Source organism: Chryseotalea sanaruensis, assembly GCF_003990915.1.
GTDB lineage: Bacteria > Bacteroidota > Bacteroidia > Cytophagales > Cyclobacteriaceae > Chryseotalea > Chryseotalea sanaruensis.
Map to the genome: position 1 here is coordinate 487,631 of NZ_BHXQ01000004.1, position 22,322 is coordinate 509,952.

20 protein-coding genes are annotated in these 22,322 nt (G+C 39.1%); 13 read left to right on the top strand and 7 right to left on the bottom strand.

The window, feature by feature from the left end; translation table 11 throughout:
* The first annotated feature begins 27 nt into the window (after positions 1-27).
* The 4 genes from SanaruYs_RS12820 (at position 28) to SanaruYs_RS12835 (ending at position 3,196) form a co-directional block, all read left to right on the top strand.
* Positions 28-543, top strand: coding sequence for a YfiR family protein (locus SanaruYs_RS12820; protein WP_127122957.1), 516 nt, complete (start codon positions 28-30; stop codon positions 541-543).
* Positions 544-643: 100 nt separating this feature from the next.
* Positions 644-1,153, top strand: coding sequence for a YfiR family protein (locus tag SanaruYs_RS12825; RefSeq protein WP_246011908.1), 510 nt, complete (start codon positions 644-646; stop codon positions 1,151-1,153).
* 38 nt (positions 1,154-1,191) lie between these two features.
* The gene (locus SanaruYs_RS12830; protein WP_127122958.1) at positions 1,192-2,265 is read left to right on the top strand and encodes a PAS domain-containing sensor histidine kinase; all 1,074 of its coding nucleotides are present in this window, start codon (positions 1,192-1,194) and stop codon (positions 2,263-2,265) included.
* Between the two features lie 139 nt (positions 2,266-2,404).
* Positions 2,405-3,196 (top strand): ABC transporter substrate-binding protein, encoded by a 792-nt coding sequence (locus SanaruYs_RS12835; RefSeq protein ID WP_127122959.1) that lies wholly within the window; start codon positions 2,405-2,407, stop codon positions 3,194-3,196.
* Between the two features lie 104 nt (positions 3,197-3,300).
* On the opposite strand, the gene SanaruYs_RS12840 is transcribed toward SanaruYs_RS12835, so the two are convergent.
* Positions 3,301-4,521: a 3-phosphoshikimate 1-carboxyvinyltransferase gene (locus SanaruYs_RS12840; RefSeq protein WP_127122960.1), complete on the bottom strand. Its 1,221-nt coding sequence runs from the start codon at positions 4,519-4,521 to the stop codon at positions 3,301-3,303.
* 75 nt (positions 4,522-4,596) lie between these two features.
* Between SanaruYs_RS12840 and SanaruYs_RS12845 the strand changes: the two genes are divergently transcribed.
* The gene (locus SanaruYs_RS12845) at positions 4,597-4,785 is read left to right on the top strand and encodes a hypothetical protein (protein WP_127122961.1); all 189 of its coding nucleotides are present in this window, start codon (positions 4,597-4,599) and stop codon (positions 4,783-4,785) included.
* On the opposite strand, the gene aroB is transcribed toward SanaruYs_RS12845, so the two are convergent.
* Positions 4,782-5,819: a 3-dehydroquinate synthase gene (gene aroB, locus SanaruYs_RS12850; RefSeq protein ID WP_127122962.1), complete on the bottom strand. Its 1,038-nt coding sequence runs from the start codon at positions 5,817-5,819 to the stop codon at positions 4,782-4,784. The genes SanaruYs_RS12845 and aroB overlap by 4 nt on opposite strands.
* Positions 5,819-6,910, bottom strand: a complete 1,092-nt coding sequence (locus SanaruYs_RS12855) for a bifunctional 3-deoxy-7-phosphoheptulonate synthase/chorismate mutase type II (protein ID WP_127122963.1) — start codon at positions 6,908-6,910, stop codon at positions 5,819-5,821. The genes aroB and SanaruYs_RS12855 overlap by 1 nt, the downstream gene beginning before the upstream one ends.
* 129 nt (positions 6,911-7,039) lie before the next feature.
* On the opposite strand from SanaruYs_RS12855, the gene SanaruYs_RS12860 reads away from it, so the two are divergent.
* Both SanaruYs_RS12860 and lysS read left to right on the top strand, forming a co-directional pair.
* Positions 7,040-8,227 (top strand): proline dehydrogenase family protein, encoded by a 1,188-nt coding sequence (locus SanaruYs_RS12860; RefSeq protein WP_127122964.1) that lies wholly within the window; start codon positions 7,040-7,042, stop codon positions 8,225-8,227.
* Positions 8,228-8,299: 72 nt separating this feature from the next.
* Positions 8,300-10,033, top strand: a complete 1,734-nt coding sequence (gene lysS, locus SanaruYs_RS12865; RefSeq protein ID WP_127122965.1) for a lysine--tRNA ligase — start codon at positions 8,300-8,302, stop codon at positions 10,031-10,033.
* A gap of 96 nt (positions 10,034-10,129) precedes the next feature.
* Here the strand turns inward: lysS and SanaruYs_RS12870 are convergent, their stop codons facing one another.
* Complete coding sequence (locus SanaruYs_RS12870) at positions 10,130-12,772, bottom strand: putative LPS assembly protein LptD (protein ID WP_127122966.1); 2,643 nt, start codon at positions 12,770-12,772, stop codon at positions 10,130-10,132.
* Between the two features lie 127 nt (positions 12,773-12,899).
* Here SanaruYs_RS12870 and SanaruYs_RS12875 point away from each other — a divergent pair, with 127 nt between their 5' ends.
* The 4 genes from SanaruYs_RS12875 (at position 12,900) to SanaruYs_RS12890 (ending at position 17,283) form a co-directional block, all read left to right on the top strand.
* Positions 12,900-13,637 carry an N-acetylmuramoyl-L-alanine amidase family protein gene (locus SanaruYs_RS12875; RefSeq protein WP_246011911.1) on the top strand — a complete coding sequence of 246 codons (738 nt, stop codon included), beginning with the start codon at positions 12,900-12,902 and terminating at the stop codon, positions 13,635-13,637.
* A 35-nt stretch (positions 13,638-13,672) separates the two neighbouring features.
* Positions 13,673-14,626 (top strand): MlaD family protein, encoded by a 954-nt coding sequence (locus SanaruYs_RS12880; RefSeq protein WP_127122967.1) that lies wholly within the window; start codon positions 13,673-13,675, stop codon positions 14,624-14,626.
* A 15-nt stretch (positions 14,627-14,641) separates the two neighbouring features.
* Entirely contained in the window at positions 14,642-16,270 is a 1,629-nt protein-coding gene (locus tag SanaruYs_RS12885) for an acyl-CoA carboxylase subunit beta (RefSeq protein ID WP_127122968.1), read from the top strand.
* A gap of 161 nt (positions 16,271-16,431) precedes the next feature.
* Positions 16,432-17,283: a transglutaminase-like domain-containing protein gene (locus SanaruYs_RS12890; protein WP_127122969.1), complete on the top strand. Its 852-nt coding sequence runs from the start codon at positions 16,432-16,434 to the stop codon at positions 17,281-17,283.
* A 134-nt stretch (positions 17,284-17,417) separates the two neighbouring features.
* Here the strand turns inward: SanaruYs_RS12890 and pruA are convergent, their stop codons facing one another.
* The 3 genes from pruA to SanaruYs_RS12905 form a co-directional block, all read right to left on the bottom strand.
* Positions 17,418-19,046, bottom strand: coding sequence for an L-glutamate gamma-semialdehyde dehydrogenase (pruA, locus tag SanaruYs_RS12895; RefSeq protein WP_127122970.1), 1,629 nt, complete (start codon positions 19,044-19,046; stop codon positions 17,418-17,420).
* A gap of 99 nt (positions 19,047-19,145) precedes the next feature.
* Entirely contained in the window at positions 19,146-19,847 is a 702-nt protein-coding gene (locus tag SanaruYs_RS12900) for a YjjG family noncanonical pyrimidine nucleotidase (RefSeq protein ID WP_160118659.1), read from the bottom strand.
* 38 nt (positions 19,848-19,885) lie between these two features.
* Entirely contained in the window at positions 19,886-20,296 is a 411-nt protein-coding gene (locus SanaruYs_RS12905; protein ID WP_306307935.1) for an ArsR/SmtB family transcription factor, read from the bottom strand.
* Positions 20,297-20,363: 67 nt separating this feature from the next.
* Here SanaruYs_RS12905 and SanaruYs_RS12910 point away from each other — a divergent pair, with 67 nt between their 5' ends.
* Positions 20,364-20,999 (top strand): carboxypeptidase-like regulatory domain-containing protein, encoded by a 636-nt coding sequence (locus SanaruYs_RS12910; RefSeq protein ID WP_127122973.1) that lies wholly within the window; start codon positions 20,364-20,366, stop codon positions 20,997-20,999.
* A 565-nt stretch (positions 21,000-21,564) separates the two neighbouring features.
* On the top strand, positions 21,565-22,293 hold the full coding sequence (locus SanaruYs_RS12915) for an outer membrane beta-barrel protein (protein ID WP_127122974.1): 729 nt from the start codon (positions 21,565-21,567) through the stop codon (positions 22,291-22,293).
* The last annotated feature ends 29 nt before the right edge of the window (positions 22,294-22,322 follow it).

Consider the following 22,322-nt stretch of genomic DNA (forward strand, 5'->3'; position numbering starts at 1 on the left):
CAAATGACACAAAAACTCTCAAACAACATGAAAGCAATTAAAAAAGTAGTTCTAGCCCTGGCACTTCTTGTAAGCGTTAACACTTTTGCTCAAGACAGACCAATTCATGAGGTATACTCAATGATGATGGTGAACTTCGTAAAGTATGTTCAATGGCCTAATCAGGCAAGTGGAGGCGAGTTCGTAATAGGAGTCGTTGGTAACAACGAAATTTACACAACACTTAATACATGGCACGGTGGCAAAGAACGCAGTGGTAAGACTTACATAATTAAGAAATTCAACTCAGCAGCAGACCTTACAGCGTGTGATGTAGTATACATCGACAGATCTAAAAGCAATGATTTTGAGGCGATCAGCAATAAAGTAAAGGGCAAAAACACCCTTATTATCACCGATAAGGCTGGTCTTGGTGAAAAAGGTAGCGCGATTAACTTCCGCACCATCGATAATAAATTGAAGTTCGAGTTAAATCAAAAGGCAGTTGAGGCTTCAAACCTAAAAGTGTCTAGTGCACTCTCTTCAATGGCAATAGTGATTTAATGGGTTGTTTGGGAATTGGCCCCGGCTTTACGGCCGGGGCTTCTTCTTGTGGAATGAAAATTGTAGATTGCATTACCAATAATCTAAATCAAGGAGCCCCATGAAAAAGTTAATTCTCTCAAGCATTATGCTTTTCTCGCTTAGTCTGGCTTTCGGCCAGGACAAGCCCGTTCATGAAATACACTCAGCCATGTTGTACAACTTTATTAAGTATGTACAATGGCCCAACGAAGCCGAAGGTGGCGAATTTGTTGTGGGCGTAATGGGTGATGAAGATGTATTTAACACCCTTAAACAGTGGTATGACGGCAAGCCGAAAGGCAGCAAGAAATACGTAATTAAGAAATTAACATCTGCCGAAGAAGCAGCAACCTGTGCTGTGGTTTACTTAGGCAGGGGCAAAAGCAATCAATTCGAAGCCATAAAAGGAAGCATTACAGGTAAGCCTGTGCTTACCATCACCAATGGTAACGGACTGGCACAAAAGGGAAGCTGCATAAATTTTAAAGTAATTGATGGAAAACTAAAGTTCGAGATGAATCAAGGAACTTTTGGTAGCAACAACCTCAAAGTGTCAAGCCAGTTGAGCAGTATGGCAATTCTCATCTAAGTAAATTCCAGCAAGAAAGTTTTAAGAGGGGTTGGTTTATGGAAAAGTTGGAAGTTCAAACAGATATGTTTCGTGAGTTAGTAGAAAACTCATGCGATATTACGGTGGTTACAGATAAGGATTTTAAAATCCGATATATCTCATCATCAGTAACAGATATTTTTGGTCAGGAGCCGATGGCTTTACTGGGCCGTCCGATCTTTGAATTTATTAATGATAATAGCGCAGAGGAATGGAAAAATTCTGTTTCATCATTATCTGAGCACAAAACTATTGATATTAGTATCAGAATACCTGTTAATAAAGAACAGCGTTACTTCTCGGCTCAATTTAATAACCTGGTCGATGACAGTCAGGTGAGAGGTATTATTGTAAAACTCCACGACATAACTGAAATTAAAAAGAGAGAACAGGCACTGATAGATTCTAATCAGCATCTAGATCAGGTGTTTTATAAGACTACTCACGATCTGAAGGCTCCTTTGAGGTCAGTGTTAGGGCTCATCAGTTTGGCACAAAATACTTCGGATGACCTTCAACGCCTTGAATATATATCTCTGATTAAAAAAAGTTTATTAAAGCTTGATATTTACCTTGAAGAAATCAATGACTTCTTCAAAGGAGAAAGGCTTGAAATAAAGAGAGAAAAAATTGAATTGAAGCCTTTGATTTTAGAGGAAATTGACAATCTACGTGATTTCCATGAGACAGAGCGCATAGCCATATCGTTGGATATTGATCAACAGGTTGATTTTTATTCAGATATATTTCGGGTAAAAACAATTATCACCAACCTTGTATCTAATGCGCTAAAGTATGCTGACTTTTCTAAGGCAGCACCCAGCATAAGATTAGAGGTAGAGGTAAATGAACTTATGTGTATAATACGCATACAAGACAATGGTATTGGTATTGAGTCGCAATACCAATCAAAAATATTTGATCGGTTTTTCAGAGCCACGGGTCAATCCTATGGAAATGGAATCGGTTTGTTTATCGTAAAAGATACCGTTCAACGACTTAATGGGTCGATTGATGTTTCTTCAATGAAAGATGTAGGTACTACCTTTGTAGTAGAAATACCGAATCAATCAAGTCGTACGATATTATAAGAAATTACGCGCGGGGTCGTTGAGTTTTTGTTGAGAGGGTCTTTTCTCTTCGTACCCTGTGCGTAACACATGCAAGTCCTGTGCAGCAATAGCTGTACAGGATTTTTGCTTTTGAGGTTACACACTTAGCTTTGTTACAATGTCAATTGTATACGACCAACTTCAACAGCCCGTAAATATTCAGGCACAAGCAAAGCGAATAGTTTCCTTAGTGCCCTCACAAACAGAGTTACTGTATGATTTAGGTCTTGATCAGGAAGTGGTGGGTATTACAAAGTTCTGCATTCACCCTGCAGAATGGAGAACACGTAAAACCATTATAGGTGGAACCAAACAGTTTGATTTGGAGGCTATCCACAGTCTTAAACCCGACCTTATCATTGGCAATAAGGAAGAAAATTTTCAAGAGGGGATTGAAACACTGATGCGTGACTACCCGGTTTGGATCAGTGATATTTATAATCTAGAAGATGCTCTTAATATGATTGAGCAACTTGGTTTGCTTACGCAAAAAAAGGAAAGAGCAGGTCAGTTGGTACAGCAAATCCAGCATCAGTTTTCCTCTATTAGCATATTCAATGGGCAACGGGTTTTGTACTTAATCTGGCGAAAGCCATGGATGGCAGCAGGCCAAAATACCTTTATTGATACTATGCTAACGATGAGCGGACTAATCAACTGTGTTGTAGATGAACGCTATCCCGAATTATCGGCATCAGTTATTGAACAATTAAATCCGGATCTTGTTTTTCTTTCATCAGAGCCTTATCCATTTAAGGAAAAACATATGGCTGAGCTTCAACGTGTTTTACCTAACGCCAAAACTATATTAGTTGATGGAGAAATGTTCTCCTGGTATGGTAGTCGTTTGTTAAAATTCCCAGCCTACTTACACTCACTGAGTCACTACCTGAATTCCAATGTCGTTTAGTTAAGCTTCCTTAGTCATCCTCTCCTTTGGAGAGGACTGGAGGTGAGCCTACCTGTACGTAGCCGCTTCGGCAAAGGCAGGGCCAATAAAAAGTCTTAACTTAACTAAACTACATTGACCAGAATTCCTAAGCGCTTAACATCGTCCCAAAATTTTGGATATGATTTACGCGTAACAGCCGGATCTTCAATTTCAACTTGCATTAACCCAGCCAATGGAGCAAAGGCCATTGCCATTCGGTGATCATGATAAGTATGTATACTTACTTTATCCGGTAATTTGATTGAGGGTACTAATCGCCAGGTATCACCTTCCTCAATCAGTTGTGCATTTATTTTAGCAAGCTCATTTTGTAATGCAGCTATACGGTCTGTTTCTTTAATGCGTAAACTCTCAAGTCCTTTAAAACTCCCTTCAATTCCTTTAGCTGCACATACTACTGCAATGGTCTGTGCCAAATCAGGGCAGTGCGTAAAATCCCAGGAGAAAAAGGGCATATGGTCTTTTTTGCGCAGGTGAAGTTTGCTCCCCCTTGGCTCGCACGCCACGCCCAGGTTCTCCATCATATCAACTACAACACGATCACCCTGCAGAGAGCGCAGAGCCATATTAGGCAATATTAGGTTGGCTTCTTTACACAAAGCAGCAAAACCAAACCAATAGCTTGCAGCTGACCAGTCGCCTTCTACTGTATGTTCATTTACAGATAAAACCTGCTTTTCAATTTGTATAAGACGGCCATCAAAATTTACTTTAGCACCAAAACCTTTCATGAGGCTCGCTGTCATATCTATGTATGGCTTGCTGCCGAGGTGTCCTGTTATTTCAATTGTTAATCCTTTTGGAAGACCAGGGGCAATCATCATCAAAGCTGAAATAAACTGGCTGCTTACATCACCCCTTACCTGAAGCGTATTTGTTTTTTGATCTTGAAAGCTTTTGATGCGAAGAGGAGGGTAGCCGTCTTTTTCAAGATAGTCGATGTCGGCCCCTAACAAACGTAAGGAATCAACAAGTATACCAATGGGTCGCTCCTTCATTCGTGCAGTACCTGTAAGTGTTTTTGTCTTGCCACTTATTGCAAAGTAAGCGGTAAGAAAACGCATTACAGTTCCTGCGTCCTCAACATTTATGATTTCATCGTTACATAAAACCATACGCTGCATTAATTGCGTATCGTTAGCGTCAGATAAGTTGTGAAGCTTACCAACATTCCCAGCCAGTGCATTAAGGACGAGTACGCGATTACTAATGCTTTTAGAGGAGGGCAGGTGCGTGACTTCACCTTGAATAGAATTTTTAGGAGACAGCGTGATGGAATTCATGTTGGCAAGTTAGAGAATACAAAGTTTTTTAGCGAGCAACGAAACTATTTGAGCTGTAATTGAGTTATAAACGGTATGAGCGCAACAAAAAAAATAGCACTTGGATTAGGTGTAGCATCAGGCGCTCTTTTGGCGGCATGGTTATTAACCGGTGACCGCAAAAAGAGAACAAAGGACTTTATTGTTAAGAAGGCATTTACCTTAAAAAATGACCTGAAGAGCAAGAAGAAATCTTTTGATGATTCTGAAGCACACTACGTTTAAGAAGCCCCGTAAAATGTCAGAGCCCTTTTTACATCTTCTAAACTAACAGCATAATCCCATCCGGCCGTCCCGATGTTTTTCAACAGGACGCATAATATTTCATTGCCTTTATTTTTCTTATCCTGCAGCGTTAACGAGGCAATTTCTCCAATTTCATTTTCTTCAAAACTAAGTTTACTATAAATGCTTTCTATGTAGAGCTGAACTGCTTTTAGCTCATCAAGACTTAATAAATTCCTTTGGTGTGCCAGGTAAGCTTCTGCCACCAGTCCTGCCGCAACAGCTTCTCCGTGCATTACTTTTCTACCCTCACCCAATAAGTAACTTTCTAAAGCATGCCCTATGGTATGACCGGCATTTAAAATTTTTCGGATACCTTTTTCTTTAGGGTCTTGCTCAATAATACTGTATTTGAATTCGGCTGAATGTTGAAGAAGTTTGTCCCAATTTTGTTGATCAAGTTTCTTGGAACTAATTTCTCTCCACAGTTCAGGATCTGAAATCAGGGCGTGTTTAATCACCTCTGCAAAACCAGACCGCAGCTCAGTGGTACTTAATGTTTTTAAAAATGTGCTGCTTAACAGTGTAAGAACCGGTTGTTGAAACACACCGATATGATTTTTATAATGATTGAAATCGATTCCCAGCTTACCCCCAATGCTGGCATCTGCCTGGGCAAGTAGGGTGGTGGGTATTAAAACGAAATCAATTCCTCGTTTATAAGTGGCAGCGCAAAAGCCTCCCATGTCGCCAAGCACACCACCACCCACTACAATGAGTAAGGCATGCCTGTCGGCCTGGGCATCAGTCAATTGCTGCCAGATGGATAAGCAGGTTTCTATGTTTTTATATTCTTCACCTGCCTTTGTTTCTAAAACGAGATGCGATGGTAATTCATCTTTTATTAAAGGATAGCAATGTTCTCTGGTATTATTGTCCGTTAACACAATTACCTGACTATACTTTTTGCTGGCAATGTATTGGGCGAGATCCAGGCCGGGATTTGTAGTAATACGAATATGTTCCGGAAGCATCAGCTTTTGGTTGGGGTTTCTTTATTAACTATTTCTGATTGTATACGAATGGATTCGTCATGTATGACTTTAAAAAGTTCTGCAATGAAGTCAATAGCGAGTTGCTGTCGGGTAGCCCATTCAGGTCGGGTTTGTATAATTTCCTGCCAGCGTTCAAGTTGAAAAACGGTAACATTATTCTCTTTTTTGTATTCACCAATTTGCTCAACTAGTTTCATACGTGTAGCCAGCGTATCAATCAATTCCTGATCAAGGTTATCAATTTTTTCGCGAAGCCCCTCCAACTTATTTACAAAAAGTACATTGTTTGATGAGGGGTTACTGACACGTAATTCCTCTAACAGCTTACCAAGACTAGCGGGTGTAACTTGTTGACGTGCGTCACTTAAAGCATTGTCAGGATCAGGATGAGTCTCAATCATTAAACCATCATAGCCTAAGTCCATTGCCTTTTGCGATACTTCTTGTATCAGGCTTCTTGTCCCGGCAATATGGCTAGGGTCGGCAATTAGGGGGAGATCGGGGAACTGACTTTTTAAGGATAGTGGTATTTGCCAATAAGGCTGGTTCCTATAACGGGATTTCTGATAAGAAGAAAAGCCTCTGTGGATTGCGCCTACCTTTTCTACACCTGCTTTATAAATTCTCTCTATCGCGCCAAGCCATAAGGCCAGTTCCGGGTTGATCGGGTTTTTGACAAGAACAGGTATTTTTACACCTCGCAAAGCATCTGCAATCTCCTGAACAGTAAAAGGATTTACAGTGGTACGCGCCCCTATCCATAAAAGATCTATTTCTGCTTTTAACGCCTGCTCTACATGATCTGCTGTTGCTACTTCAGTTGCAAAACGAATAGCGGTGGCCTTCTTCACTTCTGCTATCCACTGAAAAGCAACACTGCCATTGCCTTCAAAAGAATCCGGCCTGGTGCGAGGTTTCCAAACACCTGCCCGCATGGTTGTAATTCCCAGCGCCTGAACAGCCTTGGCAATAGTCAATAATTGCTCAGGGCTTTCTGCGCTGCATGGGCCTGCAACAATAAAGGGGTGTTTCGACTGACTAAAATCCGCTAACCAAGGCTTAATTTCCATGTAAAATGCTCCCGCTAATATCGATTATAAAACAGCAGCAGCCAATGCTTGTTTAAGTTAGTAGCCCGGCCTGTTTTAGAAAGGCTAAATTACAATCAATACCTATATTTGCGCACCTTTTCTGTTACTATGGAAACACGACCGGAAATCTCATTTGATGACACAGCCACAGCTTTTTCTTATAAAAGCGATAAAGAAATACGTAAAGCCAATTTCGTATTTACTATCGTAAACCATCCATGGGTATCAAGTTTTGCAACGGGAGCCGTTAAGTTGGGGCTTAAATTAGGCCTACCAATTGAAGGCCTGATCAGAACTACTGTTTTTGAGCATTTTTGCGGAGGAGAAAGTATAGAAGAGGCAGAACAAACTATACAAAAGTTAGGCAAATACCATGTAGGTGCCATCCTTGATTATTCAGTAGAAGGCGAACACAATGATGCTGCTTTTGATGCCACCCTTCAAGAGACCTTACGAACGATTGAGAAAGCTAAAAGCTCGGTGCATATTCCGTTTTCAGTTTTTAAAATGACAGGTCTTGCTTCGGCAGAGCTATTAGAGAATATTCAAAACGACAAGGCATTAAGCATAGATGAACAACAAGCCTGGGAGCGCGTGAAAAAACGTGTAGATATGGTTTGTGCAAAAGCTTTTGAAATGGGAGTGCCTGTATTGATAGATGCAGAAGAAACCTGGATACAAAATCCCATTGATGCTTTGGCTTATGACATGATGGCCAAATACAATAAACAAAAGGCCATTGTTTTTAATACATACCAACTTTACAGGACGGAATCACTAAAAAATTTGCGCGAAGCTTTTCATGTAGCAGCTATGCATAATTATTTTTTTGGAGTAAAGCTGGTAAGGGGTGCTTATATGGAGAAAGAAAGAAAGCGCGCGGCAGATAATAATTATGCCGATCCCATCCAGCCTACTAAAGAAGCCACAGATGATGCCTTCAATAAGGCACTTGAGTTTTGCATAGATAATAAGCAACGCATTACCTTCATGTGCGGATCACATAATGATTACAGTAATTATTATCTGACCATACTCATGAATAAACATGGCATGAACCCAGATGATAATCGTGTTTGGTTTGCGCAGCTATTTGGTATGAGTGATAATATTTCCTTTAACCTGGCCAAAGGCGGGTTTAATGTAGCCAAATATTTACCCTATGGTCCTGTTAAATCAGTAATGCCTTACTTACTTAGAAGAGCAGAAGAAAATACTTCGGTGGCAGGGCAAAGCAGCAGAGAATTGACCTTGATCAGAAAGGAATTAAGAAGAAGAAAAGATGAAAATGGTTAGTTCTAAACTGCAATAACTATCAGCATAAGACAACCCTTTAAGAGATTATTTATTTTTGTCAAAATTTAAGATATGCAACTAAGTGAACAGGAATTAGTACGCAGGCAAAGCCTGGCTGAATTGATCAAATTAGGTATTGATCCATACCCAGCCGAATTGTTTGAAGTAAATGCTTCTGCTCAGGAAATCCTGGAAAACTATGAGCGTCATAAGAGTGACTACCGGCAAATATCAATTGCTGGTAGAATTATGAGCCGCAGAGTAATGGGAAATGCTTCCTTTGCTGAGTTGCAGGATGAGACTGGTCGTATACAGGTTTATTTCCGTAGAGATGACCTTTGCCCGGATGAAGACAAGACTCTATATAATACTGTATTCAAGAAATTAACAGATATTGGTGACATCATCGGTGTAAAAGGATATGGCTTTACAACACAGACTGGAGAAATTTCTATTCACGTTACTGAATTTAAAATACTTTCGAAATCACTCAAGCCGCTGCCTATTGTTAAAGAAACTGTAGATGAGCAAGGTGCTGTGCACAAACATGATGCTTTTACGGATCCAGAGCAACGTTATAGAATGCGATATGTGGATTTGATTGTAAACCCTGAAGTACGTGAAACTTTTGTAAAGCGTAGCAAGTTGGTTAACACCATGCGTTCTTACCTAAACGATAAAAACTATTTAGAAGTAGAAACGCCTATTCTGCAACCACTGTATGGTGGTGCAGCTGCACGTCCGTTTAAAACACACCACAACACATTAGACATGACGCTTTATCTGCGTATAGCCAATGAGTTGTATTTAAAAAGATTAATTGTTGGTGGCTACCCAGGCGTTTACGAATTCTCAAAAGATTTTCGTAACGAAGGTATGTCCCGATTCCACAACCCTGAGTTTACCCAAATTGAACTTTATGTAGCCTACAAAGACTACTATTGGATGATGGAGCTGGTGGAGGAAATGATTGAGAAAGTAGCGCTGGAACTGCACGGTAAAACAGAAGTAACTGTAGGTGATAAAGTGATAGACTTTAAGCGTCCATGGAAACGATTTACAATGTTTGAAGCAATTGAACATTTCACAGGTATCGACATTTCTTCAATGGATGAAGCAGGATTAATTGAAACATGTAAAAAATTACATGTGCCTTTCGATGCCACTATGGGTAAAGGCAAACTCATCGATCAGATTTTTGGCGAGAAGTGCGAAGGGCAACTGATACAGCCTACTTTCATTACTGATTATCCGGTAGAAATGTCTCCGCTGGCAAAGAAGCACCGTACTAAACCTGGTTTAGTTGAACGCTTCGAAGCGATTTGTAATGGAAAGGAAATTTGTAATGCCTTTAGTGAATTGAACGATCCGCTCGATCAGCGTGCACGTTTTGAAGAACAGGTAGCTTTAGGTAAACGTGGCGATGAAGAGGCCATGACACTTGATGAGGACTTTTTAAGAGCACTGGAGTATGGTATGCCGCCAACGGCAGGTTTAGGTATTGGTATTGATCGTTTGAGTATGATCATGACCAACTCACCTTCTATTCAGGATGTACTTTTCTTCCCACAAATGAAGCCAGAAAAAGCAGCACCTGTTTTTGATGAGGCTGCCATGGAGGCTTTGGGTATTAGAAAGGATTTAGTTCAGATTATTCAAAAGCTGAACATACAATCAGTAGAACAATTTAAGGAAATAAAAGCTTCAAAATTGTTTAACGATGTGTGCGGCATGCGTAAGAAGATGAAATTAGAAAGTGTGCAGAACCCTACGATGGAAGAGGTTGAGGCTTGGCTGAAGAACTAGACTTAAGACGTTAGTAGCAAGACATTAGACATAAGTAGCAAGACGTAAGATGCTACTCATATCTTGATACTTATGTCTTGCTACTAAAGTCTTTCTCTAGAAATTGTCAAAGAAAGGTTTTCTTCTTTCCATCTTTAAATCTTGTAGTACACTGGCCTTCACATTTATTCTAAAATCGTATTGGGTAAAGTAACCAAAGGGTGTCCAGTTTAAAGACATTGTCCAGCAGTGGAGATCGCGAAGTATGACAAGATTAGTTTGTGTCAGCTTCTTGGCTTCAAAATCGAAACCCGAATTGAACTGAATTTTCCATTGTTCCGATAAAGATAAATCACCACTGAATTGTAGATTTTGCTTAATGTCTCTCTGATTAAGCAGTGTATTGTTGTAGCTAAGGTTATAATTAATACGCAAGTTCCATGGAATAGAGAAGTCAACATAATTACCTGGATTATTAAGCATGTACTGTTTATCCGCTTCAGACATATTCGACTTGCCTATTTTCTCTTGTGTTTTCGCGTCACTTTCCTGGCCTTTAGGATTCAAATTAGTTCCTAAAGCGATATTGGCGTTAGTAATGCGGCCTAACTTTCCTGAACTAAGAGAATAAACATCAATTCTTCTTCCATTTTGATATGTGTAAGGATCAAGTGTAGCACTGGCGTTAATGTTTAGTTTATTATTTAACACATTGGTATTGGCGCTTAGACCAAGAGGTGCCAGTTTAAAACTGTCAGCTAAAAAGTTATAGCTTGATCCGAGTGATAATTGGTTTAGGATGGTAACTTTTCTAGCAACGGTATCATCTTTAGACTTTACTTTCATTTCAAGGTTGTTATTGATAGAAAAACCCATCGATTGATTTTTCCCTATAGAGGCACCGCCATACATAAAACCTTCGTGTCTTGATTTGTATTCAACCCTGTCTCTCTCAGTATCAACAAACCTTTGAAAGTAATTCTCGTTTTCCGAAAAGTCAGGACGATAACTGTAGGAAATGCTTGGGTTTATAACATGTCGGATTGCTTTTACTGAACCGCGTTTAAAAGTGAGACCTCCATAAATACGGGTATTCAAACTCAAACTTCCACTATAGGAAGTAACACGGTTAAAAACTTTAGCAGTATCTATTTTAACAATTGCGCCATCTTCGTTTCGGCCCCACTCAAGTCTTTCTCCGTACCACACCTCTTCTAATTGTACACTTGGAGCAAGGGTAAAGTATTTAAAAACTTTTGCTGATGTAGAAAAAGGTATTGTGTGGCGCATACCACGATTCCCCTTATCCCAAAAAATATTAAAGTTTGCCGGAGTAAATGCTGCAATGCTATCCTCAAGTGCGTTGGCCCCAATTCTTCCCAAATTATTGTTGATTTTATTTTGCGCAGCCATGGTATAACGGAAGTTAAAATTTTCCAAGGGGCCACTTTTGCCTCCACTCTTTTTTTGGAATGGGTAAATGTTATTCATGTTTACAGTTAGAGAGGGAAGAAGGAGATCTACTTTTCGAGTTATTAAATCTTGGCTATGACTAGCATTCAATCCAAAGCTAAAGGGTGTGCCTTTTAAAGTTTTACCATATGATACATTGGACTGCATTCTCCTTTGCGTATTGTTAAGGCCATTTGAGTTTGGCGAAACATTATTACTGAATAAATTATTATTCAAATTATAAGTAGAGGTAGCAGCATTAACGGAGGCGGAAAAACGACCCGTTCCCTTCGATTGCGGGCTGTGCGACCAGTTTAAGGAGTAATCATTAGCAGACGACCTGTCTTCGATATCCCGACTTTGCGGTGTTTTAGAATAGCTGAAGTTTAATGAGCCTGTATATGCGTAGCGTTTATTATAATTTACGTTTGTTCTGATGGCATGGCCACCTTTAGAGTAGAGATCTCCAACAATCATTAATTTCAAGTATTCGCTAATATCAAAAAAGTAGCCGCCCTGGCGAATGTTAAAACCTCTTCTTCGCTCCTCACCGTATGATGGAAAAATTATGCCTGATTTACTTTCACGTTCTGCAGGGAACATACCAAAGGCAAAACCTGCCGGGTAAATAGGAACATCATTAAATTCTAAATGAAAAGGACCAGATACAATTTTGTCGTTAGGAATGGCCTTTACTTTTGTTGAGCGGATGGCAAAGTGTGGATGTTCAAGTGTGCAGGTTGTATAAAGATTGTCTTTAGTGAGCAATTCATTTTTTTCATTTTTATAAACAGTTTTTCCATGAATAATGCCCTCACCTTGCTTAGTAACTACTTCCGAAATTTTAGCACGCTTAGTTTTAATGTTGTAAACAATGTCTTTAGTTTCATAAACTTCGCTGCCATTTTTAAATATCGGAAAGCCTATGCGCCTACCGGCAGAGTCGCGCCTCCCATTAGCTGTAACTGTATTGTTTCCGTAGTCAATTAAAATTTCATCAGCTTCAAGTTCAATTACGCCATAGGTAATTTTAGCATTACCATACAACCATATAAGTTTGCCATTGATGCTCGAAACAATTGAATCATTGGCAGTATAATTGATAGTTGTTTCGATGGCACTTTTCTTTTTAACCTTTAAGCTGTCGCTTGGAAGCTTAAGAGTATCAGAACCGGCCAGAGCAGTTTTGCTAATGGAATCAGTCGCTGCTGGTTGGTTGATAACAGGGGTTGTTACAGGACGTTCAACCTGAGCAAAACCGGAAAAATGGCCAATAACTAAGATAAAAAGGACTAAACGTATGCGCACACTTTTCGGTTTATATACACCATTCTGCGATTTTTTCGCATTTTTGCGTAAAGTTATTGCAAATCTAGTGATCATTATAAAGCCTTTGAAGAATCTTAGTATTTCAGCCGCACTTATAGCAATAACAATGCTAAATTCTGCGAGTGCCCCGCTAACCGACTTTAAGGTGGACGTAGTGGTGATTGACGCAGGGCATGGAGGCAGAGACCCTGGCTCATTAGGGCTTAAAGGAAAAGAAAAGGATATAACCTTAAAGATAGCCCTTAAGCTGGGTAAATATATCGAGGAGAACTTACCGGATGTGAAGGTTGTCTATACAAGAAAAGGGGACACATTTCCTGCTTTGGAAGAAAGACCTAAAATTGCCAATCGTAATAATGCCGATCTCTTTATTTCTATACATGCAAATTACAATCCCAACACAAAGGCGTTTGGCACGGAAACATATATAATGGGTTTAGCTAAAGAACAAAAGAACTTTGAAGTGGCTAAACGTGAAAACTCCGTTATACTTTTAGATGAAAATTATAAGGAAAAATATGAAGGCTTTGATCCTGAAAGCCCTGAGTCATATATTTTGTTTTCATTAACCCAAAGTGCCTTTCAAGAGAATAGTTTAAGCTTTGCTCATAAGGTGGAAAGTCAATTTAAAAACAGGGTTGGCCGACATAGCAGGGGTGTAAAACAAGGACCCTTTTGGGTGTTGTGGAGTACTGCCATGCCAAGTGTACTAATTGAAACAGGTTTTTTGTCTAACGAAAAAGAAGAACAATATTTATTATCTACTCAGGGTCAGGACTATATTGCATCTGGTATCTACCGGGCTTTTAAGGAATACAAAGCAGAAGTAGAAGCAGTTAAATAATATATTTTCTATCAATTCTCCTTACCTTCGACTCTATGAAATTTTCTAAAGAAATAAAGGTGGGCATTTTCATGGTTTCAGCCCTTGTCCTACTCTATTTTGGATTTAACTTCTTAAAAGGAATAGACTTCTTTTCATCCCAAAAGCGTTACTATGCTTTTTACGAGAATGTTGATAAACTCACACAATCCAACCAGATTTTCTTGAATGGCTTGGCTGTTGGGCGCGTTAGTGATATCCGTATTATTCAGGGTGCTACCAATAAAGTATTAGTAGAGTTAAAAATTGATTCCGAGGTTAAGCTTAACAATGAGACCATTGCTATGCTAACAAGTGATTTTTTGGGCACAAAGTCAATTCTGCTGGATCTGGGTAAAGGTCAAAAGATTTTACAGCAAAACGATACCCTTCAAGCTGAGTTAGACAAAGGTATGGCCGAACTTTTAGAGCAGGCCGCTCCTGTAGCCAGTAGTTTGCAGTCAACATTGATTAAGGTCAATAATATTTTAAGCAACCTTGAAAAGAATACTGCTCAAATGGACAAGATGTTTGCCGAATTAGCAGCCACTCCACGCCTAATCAACGGAACTCTTACTATTACGCAACAAAAAATAGGAGAGCTCTCTGATCAGGCTAAATCAGTTTCGCAAAACCTTAATGGTGCCTTAAGTGATCTTCGGCCTACATTAAATAATTTTAGAACACTATCCGACTCATTGAAAGACCTGCGCCTAAGCGGAACACTACAGCGTACAGAAGAGGCCATGGTTAAACTTAATGAAACCCTTGGCAGATTTAATAGTGGTGATAATACAGTTAGCAAGTTAATGACAGAAGATTCTCTCTACGTTAATTTGAATAAACTTGTGTTGACAATGGATACCTTGGCAAATCATTTTAACACACATCCTAAACATTTTTTGGCACCCTTAGGAAAAAGCAGCAGGAAGATTGCGCGTGACCACGCCAAAGAAAGTAAATCAAACTAATTAAACGACAAGCACATGGAAAATCTGGAATTCAACAAAAATGAAGACCAGTATAAGCAGATCATTTATCAGCTAGATACAAAAGCAAAGAAAACAAAACTGGGTGGAGGTGAGAAGAAGATTGATGAGCAACATCAAAAGGGAAAACTGACTGCACGTGAACGTATTGAATATCTTACAGATAAGAATTCTGAATTTTTAGAAATTGGTTTATTTGTAGGAGAAGGCATGTACAAAGAGCAAGGCGGCTGCCCATCAGGTGGTGTAGTAGCTGGCCTCGGTTATGTGCAGGATCGTCTTTGTATGATTGTTGCGAATGATGCTACCGTTAAAGCTGGTGCCTGGTTTCCCATTACAGCAAAAAAGAATTTGCGTGCTCAGGAAATAGCGATGGAAAATCGCCTGCCTGTAATTTACTTAGTGGATAGCGCTGGTGTATTTCTGCCGATGCAGGATGAAATTTTTCCGGATAAAGAACACTTTGGAAGACAGTTTCGCAACAATGCTAAAATGTCAGCCATGGGTATTGTGCAAATTGCGGCTATCATGGGTAGCTGTGTTGCCGGTGGTGCCTATTTGCCTATCATGAGTGATGAGGCAATGATCGTTGATAAGACAGGCTCAATTTTTTTAGCAGGTTCTTATTTGGTAAAAGCAGCTATTGGTGAAGATATAGATAATGAAACACTAGGAGGTGCAACAACGCATTGCGAAATATCTGGTGTTACGGATAATAAGTTCCCTAATGATCAGGCTTGCCTGGATTACATCCGATCTATTATGGGTAAGGTAGGGGCTTTTGAAAAAGCAGGTTTTGATCGTGTAGAACCTAAAGCACCAGCTTTTGACACTAAAGAAATTTATGGATTGTTCCCAAGCGATCGCGTTAAACCTTATGACACTATAGATATCATTCAACGTATTGTTGACGAAGATTCATTTGATGAATATAAAGCATTATATGGCAAAACCATTGTTTGTGGTTTTGCGAGAGTTAACGGTTGGGCTATTGGTATTGTAGCTAATCAACGCAAAGTAGTTAAAAATAAAAAAGGCGAGATGCAAATGGGTGGTGTCATCTACTCAGATTCTGCAGATAAGGCAGCGCGTTTTATTATGAATTGTAATCAACGTAAAATCCCTTTGGTCTTTTTGCAAGATGTAAGTGGTTTTATGGTGGGCAGTAAATCCGAACATGGTGGCATTATAAAAGATGGCGCCAAAATGGTTAATGCGATGGCTAATAGTACAGTGCCTAAGTTTACCATTATTATGGGTAATTCATATGGTGCAGGTAACTATGCCATGTGTGGTAAAGCTTATGATCCTCGTCTGATTGCTGCATGGCCTACAGCGCAGATTGCAGTAATGAGTGGTTCTTCTGCTGCTAAAACTTTATTGCAAATCAGAGTAGCCTCTTTAAAAGCGCAAGGCAAAACCATTGGCAAAGAGGAGGAAGAGAATCTGCTAAAAGAAATTACAGACCGCTATAACGAGCAATTAAGCCCTTACTATGCTGCATCACGTTTGTGGGTAGATGCGGTAATAGATCCTGCAGAAACCAGAAAGTGGATTTCTATGGGAATTGAAGCTGCGAATAACGCTCCGGTAGAGAAATTTAACGTGGGGGTTATTCAAACCTAGGCTTGGTAATAAATCAATATGTTATTCTGATTTGATAAAATAGACCATCCGTCCAGACCGCTGAAAGCAGAAGTAAACAGCGATCAGAAGGATTTTAAGTAAAGATGTGGATTATCAGTTAAATCAATTTTGTAACTTAGTTTCATAAAGGAGATACAATTTTGCAGGAATCAGAACTTAAGGCTTTAGTTTCTTTACTTGATGATGAGGACGACCAAATCGTTGCACACATTGAAGAGAAGATACGCTCACTTGGTAAAGAGATAATCCCTTATCTGGAGCAAGAGTGGGAGAGTACTTTTAATCCGGGGCTGCAAAGAAAAATTGAAGACCTTATACATACGCTTCAGTTTCAGGTTTTAAAAGAGCGGCTTCAAAACTGGTTTGATGACCCCGAGCAGGATTTGCTCACAGGACTATGGCTCATTTCTACTTATCAATATCCTGATATTGAGCTCGCAAAATTAAAGCAAGATTTAGAACAAATTTATTATGAAGCATGGCTGGAGTTCAGACCGGATTTGCATCCATTCGATCAGGTAAAACTTATTAACAGCGTTTTTTTTAATAAACTCAAATTTGGTGCAAACACCAAAAACTTTCACTCACCTGGCAATTCACTTATCAATATCGTTTTAGAAACCAGAAAGGGTAATCCGATTTCCCTTTGCGTTATCTATATGTTGGTAGCACAAAAATTGAAATTACCCATTCATGGTGTTAACCTTCCAAATCTTTTTATCCTAACATTTAAAGATGATAAGGTGCAGTTTTATATCAATGCCTTTAATCGTGGTTTGATTTTTTCTAAACAGGATATTGAAAATTACATTCATGAATTAAGACTGACACCACAAGATTCTTTTTTTCAACCTTGTTCAAGTCTGGAAATAATTCGCAGAACACTTCGCAACCTGGTAATGTCGTTCGATAAAATGGGCGAACATGCCAAAGCAGAAGAAGTGAAAGAATTATTATTGATCGTTGCCGATGCGGCTGATCTTGGTGTATAACAATCCAAATATTTTTGCTGAATGCTGAACTTCAAAGGCAGATCTGCGCTGAGTAAAAGAGCCACAGACACCATAAATTTTCATTAATAATCTGTGAAAATCTGTGTTATCTGTGGCTTTTAGAAAGATGTAAGTTATTCCTTATCTAAAAATGGATATTTGTAATCAACGGGTGTTACAAAAGTTTCCTTAATGGTTCGCATGCTCACCCAGCGCATCAAGTTCACTTTAGCACCAGCTTTATCATTGGTACCTGAACCTCTCGCTCCACCAAATGGTTGTTGTCCCACTACAGCTCCTGTTGGTTTATCGTTAATATAGAAGTTACCAGCAGCATGTGTTAGTTTTCTAGTGGCCATTTCAATCGCATAGCGATCTTTTGCCATAATAGAACCCGTTAAAGCATAAGGTGATGTGCTGTCAACTAATTCTAACGTCTGTTCGAAGTTCTCACTATGGTAAACATAAACAGTTAGCACCGGCCCGAAAATCTCTTCGCACATGGTGAGTGACGATGGGTCTTTAGATTCGATGACTGTTGGTTCAATAAAATAACCTTTCGATTTATCGTACTGGCCTCCTGCTATAATTTCATTCAATGGATTCTGCCTTGCTTTCTCTATGTAATCTGTAATAGTGGTAAAAGCTTTTTCATCAATTACAGCATTAATGAAGTTTCCGAAATCTTCAGTCGGCCCCATCTTCATACTCTTCAAATCTTCAAGCAAATACTTTTTCACATCATCCCACAAATTAGAGGGAACATAAACACGCGATGCTGCAGAACACTTCTGCCCCTGATATTCGAACGCACCTCGAGCAATGGCTGTGGCTACTTGTTTAGCATCGGCACTCTTATGTACCATAATGAAATCTTTACCACCTGTTTCACCTACAATGCGTGGGTACGATTTATACTTATGAATATTGTTACCGATAGTCTTCCACATATTTTGGAAAACCCCAGTGCTTCCTGTAAAATGTAAGCCGGCAAAATCTTTGTGATTAAAAATTACTTCACCTGCATCAGGTCCGCTCACATATACTAAGTTGATTACACCATCGGGTAGACCTGCCTCTTTTAAAACTTGCATGATTACATTAGCAGCATATATCTGTGTATTCGCGGGCTTCCACACAACAGTATTGCCCATCATTGCCATACTTGTTGGTAGATTACCGGCAATAGCAGTAAAGTTGAATGGCGTTAGTGCGAAAGTGAAACCTTCAAGCGGTCGGTACTCCATTCTATTCCAGATGCCTGGTCCTGAATCAGGTTGATCGCGGTAGATTTCACTCATGAAATGCACATTGTAACGCAAGAAATCGATTAGCTCGCATGCTGAATCTATTTCTGCCTGATAGGCATTTTTAGATTGCCCTAACATTGTGGCTGCATTTATTTTGTAACGGTAGGGGCCAGCTAGTAATTCAGCTGCTTTTAAAAAGATACTGGCGCGATATTCCCAATCAAGATTGGCCCACAATTCTTTAGCACCTAATGCTGCATTAATAGCCTGCTCTACATGACTCTTATCACCTTCGTGAAAGTAAGCCAGTACATGCTGGCGATCGTGTGGAGGATGTAATGATTTCTTTTTCTCTGTTCTTACCTCTTCTGCACCGATGTACATGGGTATATCAAGCGTTTGTGCGCGTGCTTCTGCCAATGCCTTCTGCAATAATGTGCGTTCTTTAGAACCTGGTGCATAATTTAAAACCGGTTCATTCTTGGGAGCTGGTACTTTAAAAAATCCGTTCATATGAGTAATTCAAAATTCAATGTTTCAATATTCAAAATTAAATAATCGTAATCAATATTCATCCTCTCCTTCAGGAGAGCACAGGAGGTGAGGCCAAAATTAGAGTATTGTCTGTAATTCGTTTAAGTTGATAATTTCATGATGTGGACTTTGATCATGGTTGATGCCTTTTGGATTAAAAAAAACTGCATCAACAGCAGCATTTTGTGCACCGACAATATCTGTTTCCAGGTTGTCGCCAATCATAATGGCTTCGTTAGCATGATTTGCATGAAGACCGAGCGCATAATCAAAAATCTCACGAGATGGTTTTTTATGGCCCGCTTGCTGGGAGGTAACAACATGTTTAAAGTAATGGGCAATTTTACCAGATGCAAGTTTCATATGCTGTACTTCATCAAAGCCATTAGTAATCAGCGATAGCGAATACTTTTCTTTAAGGTAGTTAAGCGTATCAATGGCACCGGGTAGTAAAGTTCCTTTGCGAGGACAGGTATACAGATACTCATGAGATATTTTTCCAATCAATTCCTCATCAGTAATTTCGAAGGGAGCTAATACTCTTTTAAATCGTTCTGCACGTATTACCTCACTTTTAATCAGGCCTTTATCGTACTGCGACCATAAATCGCTATTCACTTCACTAAAAATTTTGCATAAAGCTTCAAAAGAGGTAACACCAAGCTTTTCAAGCTGATAACTATCATAAAGTTCTCCAAGTGTTTCATGAGAATTTGTTTCGAAATCCCATAGGGTGTGATCCAGGTCGAAAAAAATGGTCTTGTAGCTTTTTGTATTCACGCTTTTTATTTGTTTGATGATTATAGCCGGCAAAATTGTCAGCTACTTTTCAGCCATTGTTGTACTTGTATTTTATTTACAGCTAACTCTCTATTGGTAAAAAGAGTTTGGTAAACCTGAATATCTTTTTGCAGCTGAGGGTCTTTCTTCAAAAACTGAAAAATCTGACCAATTATATCTTCCACTTCATCTTTTAGCTGGTAAAAAACCCAGTGATTATAGCGTTTATGAGATAGTATTCCTGCATTTTTCAAGTATATCAAATGCCGGGAGGTTTTAGCCTGCGTAAAATCAAGAATTTTCTCTAAATCTGCGATGCACATTTCTCCATTTTCGAAGATCAGAAACAGTATCCGGAGTCGAGATTCATCGGCACAAGCCTTAAAAATTTGCGATCCTAGGGTGAGATTGAAATTTTTTAACCGCATGGCACGTTTTATGCCCAACAAAGGTATGGAAATTAGGCACTTATCACTGCCATATCTATATTTGAGTTGTTCAAAAACATAAGAATTTGTGAAGAATAGGGCTTTAATTTTATTTATTCTAATTTCTTCGGCAGCGTTATTCTTTACTAATAGCCTGGCCCAGGGACAAAAACGCTTAATACAATTATCAGGGATTGTGTTAGGCCCAGATAGTTTACAGGGTGGTATACCCGGGGTTAATATTTATGTACCTAAAGCTGGTAGGGGTACACCTTCCAATGCTATGGGTTTCTTCTCTATGCCAGTACAAGTAGGGGATAGCGTAGTGATTAGCGCAGTAGGTTATGAGCGTCAGTATTATATTATACCCAACCACACATCGGAATTTTTAACGCTCATTTTCGAGTTGAGTGAAGATGTTACTTATTTGAAAGAATTAACTGTCTTGCCTTTTCCTACGGAAGAGGTTTTTAAAGAAGCTGTTTTAGCACTTAACCTTCCTTTAGATGATGCAGCTTACGACAAAAATAATTTGGATGCAGAACTATTGGCTTTGATTTTGAAAACCACACCAATGGATGGTTATTCGAATCAACGTTATATGTTAGATCAACTTAATTATACGCAATCATCTAAATACGTGCCTATCACTAATCCTCTGCTCAATCCATTTAACTGGGCCAAGTTTATTCAATCGCTGAAACAGAATAAAAAGAAGAAATAGTCATTTAACAGGTTAAGCACGTAATCATTAAATGTTTGGGCAGGGAAAGTAATGGCTTTTGCTTTCAGATAGTTTGATAGCGCCTGGTCTAGTAATTGACTGCCTTACCTTAAACGTCACGTTTCACTTTATCTTACAAGAATAAATTTAGTGGTTATTTACGGTTGCCAACAAACGTATAAGCATTCGATGTTTTACGAAGAAAAATTTCATCATTAAGCTACATACACTTTTTACGCACAAACGATGGTTCATCTGTAACTATAAAACATATGCATTTGATTGATACCCTGCTTCAATGTAAATCATCATCTTTAATGAAATTCAATTCACGAAAAGTATCACTTTATATTGCTTAAGGCTCATGTTATTTGAGTCGGCATATAAATTTAAGTTGTTGAACTATTACAATTCTTGCAAGCACTAAATACTTATCTCACTATTCAATCAATTGATATTGTGTAAAGTCCAAAACTTTTCAAAGTAATATTTCCCTCATCAATTTTGCTCTGCAGCAATTCTTAAAGGAATACTGTCAAACTAGATTTTAGCAAAATTGATTACTATGAAAATAAAACTTACTCTTTCTCTACTCATTATAGTATTATGCGAGTCCTTATCGGTTGCACAAATATCGGTCGGTGCTAAAGTAGGTGCTAACCTTAATCAATTTAACCAGCCAGGAACCACCTTTGGGTTCAGCGGAGGAGCCTTTGTTAAGTATAAACCTGTTTCCTTTTTAGATGTAAGGGCAGAAGTACTCTATAATCAGCAAGGTGGTGCCAGACAAGATTATTATCGCGATTATTCTTCGATAGGCGGTAATGTGTCGTACGTTAATTACAGCAATCGTTCTGTTGTGCTTCACAATCTTGAAATTCCGCTTTTGTTAGAGTTATCTCATCCTTCTTTTTCTGACGAATATATTTCACCGAGGTTAGTAGTGGGTGCAGCTTATGGCATGAACCTTAGTGCATATGAGCAACACGATAAAATGTACTATTTCTCCAATAGTACAATTCCCTTTGCCAACACCTCAGATGAAACAGAAAATGTGGGTTCTAATTACACCCAAAACCAATGGGGCTTTGTTGCAGGTTTTGCGCTAGACTTTACCAGCGGAGATCAAACTTGCACTTTTGAAGTGCGCTATCGCAAAGGTCTTAATCAGCTGAACAACTTAAGCTATGTAGTTCCACCATTAGATGGTTTACCTGGTACTGTAGGGCAGCAAGGTGATCTCTATTCATCCAGCCTCACCATCAGTTTTGCCATGACTTTATTCAAATTTTAAAACAACTCCACAATTACAACTAAAACTAA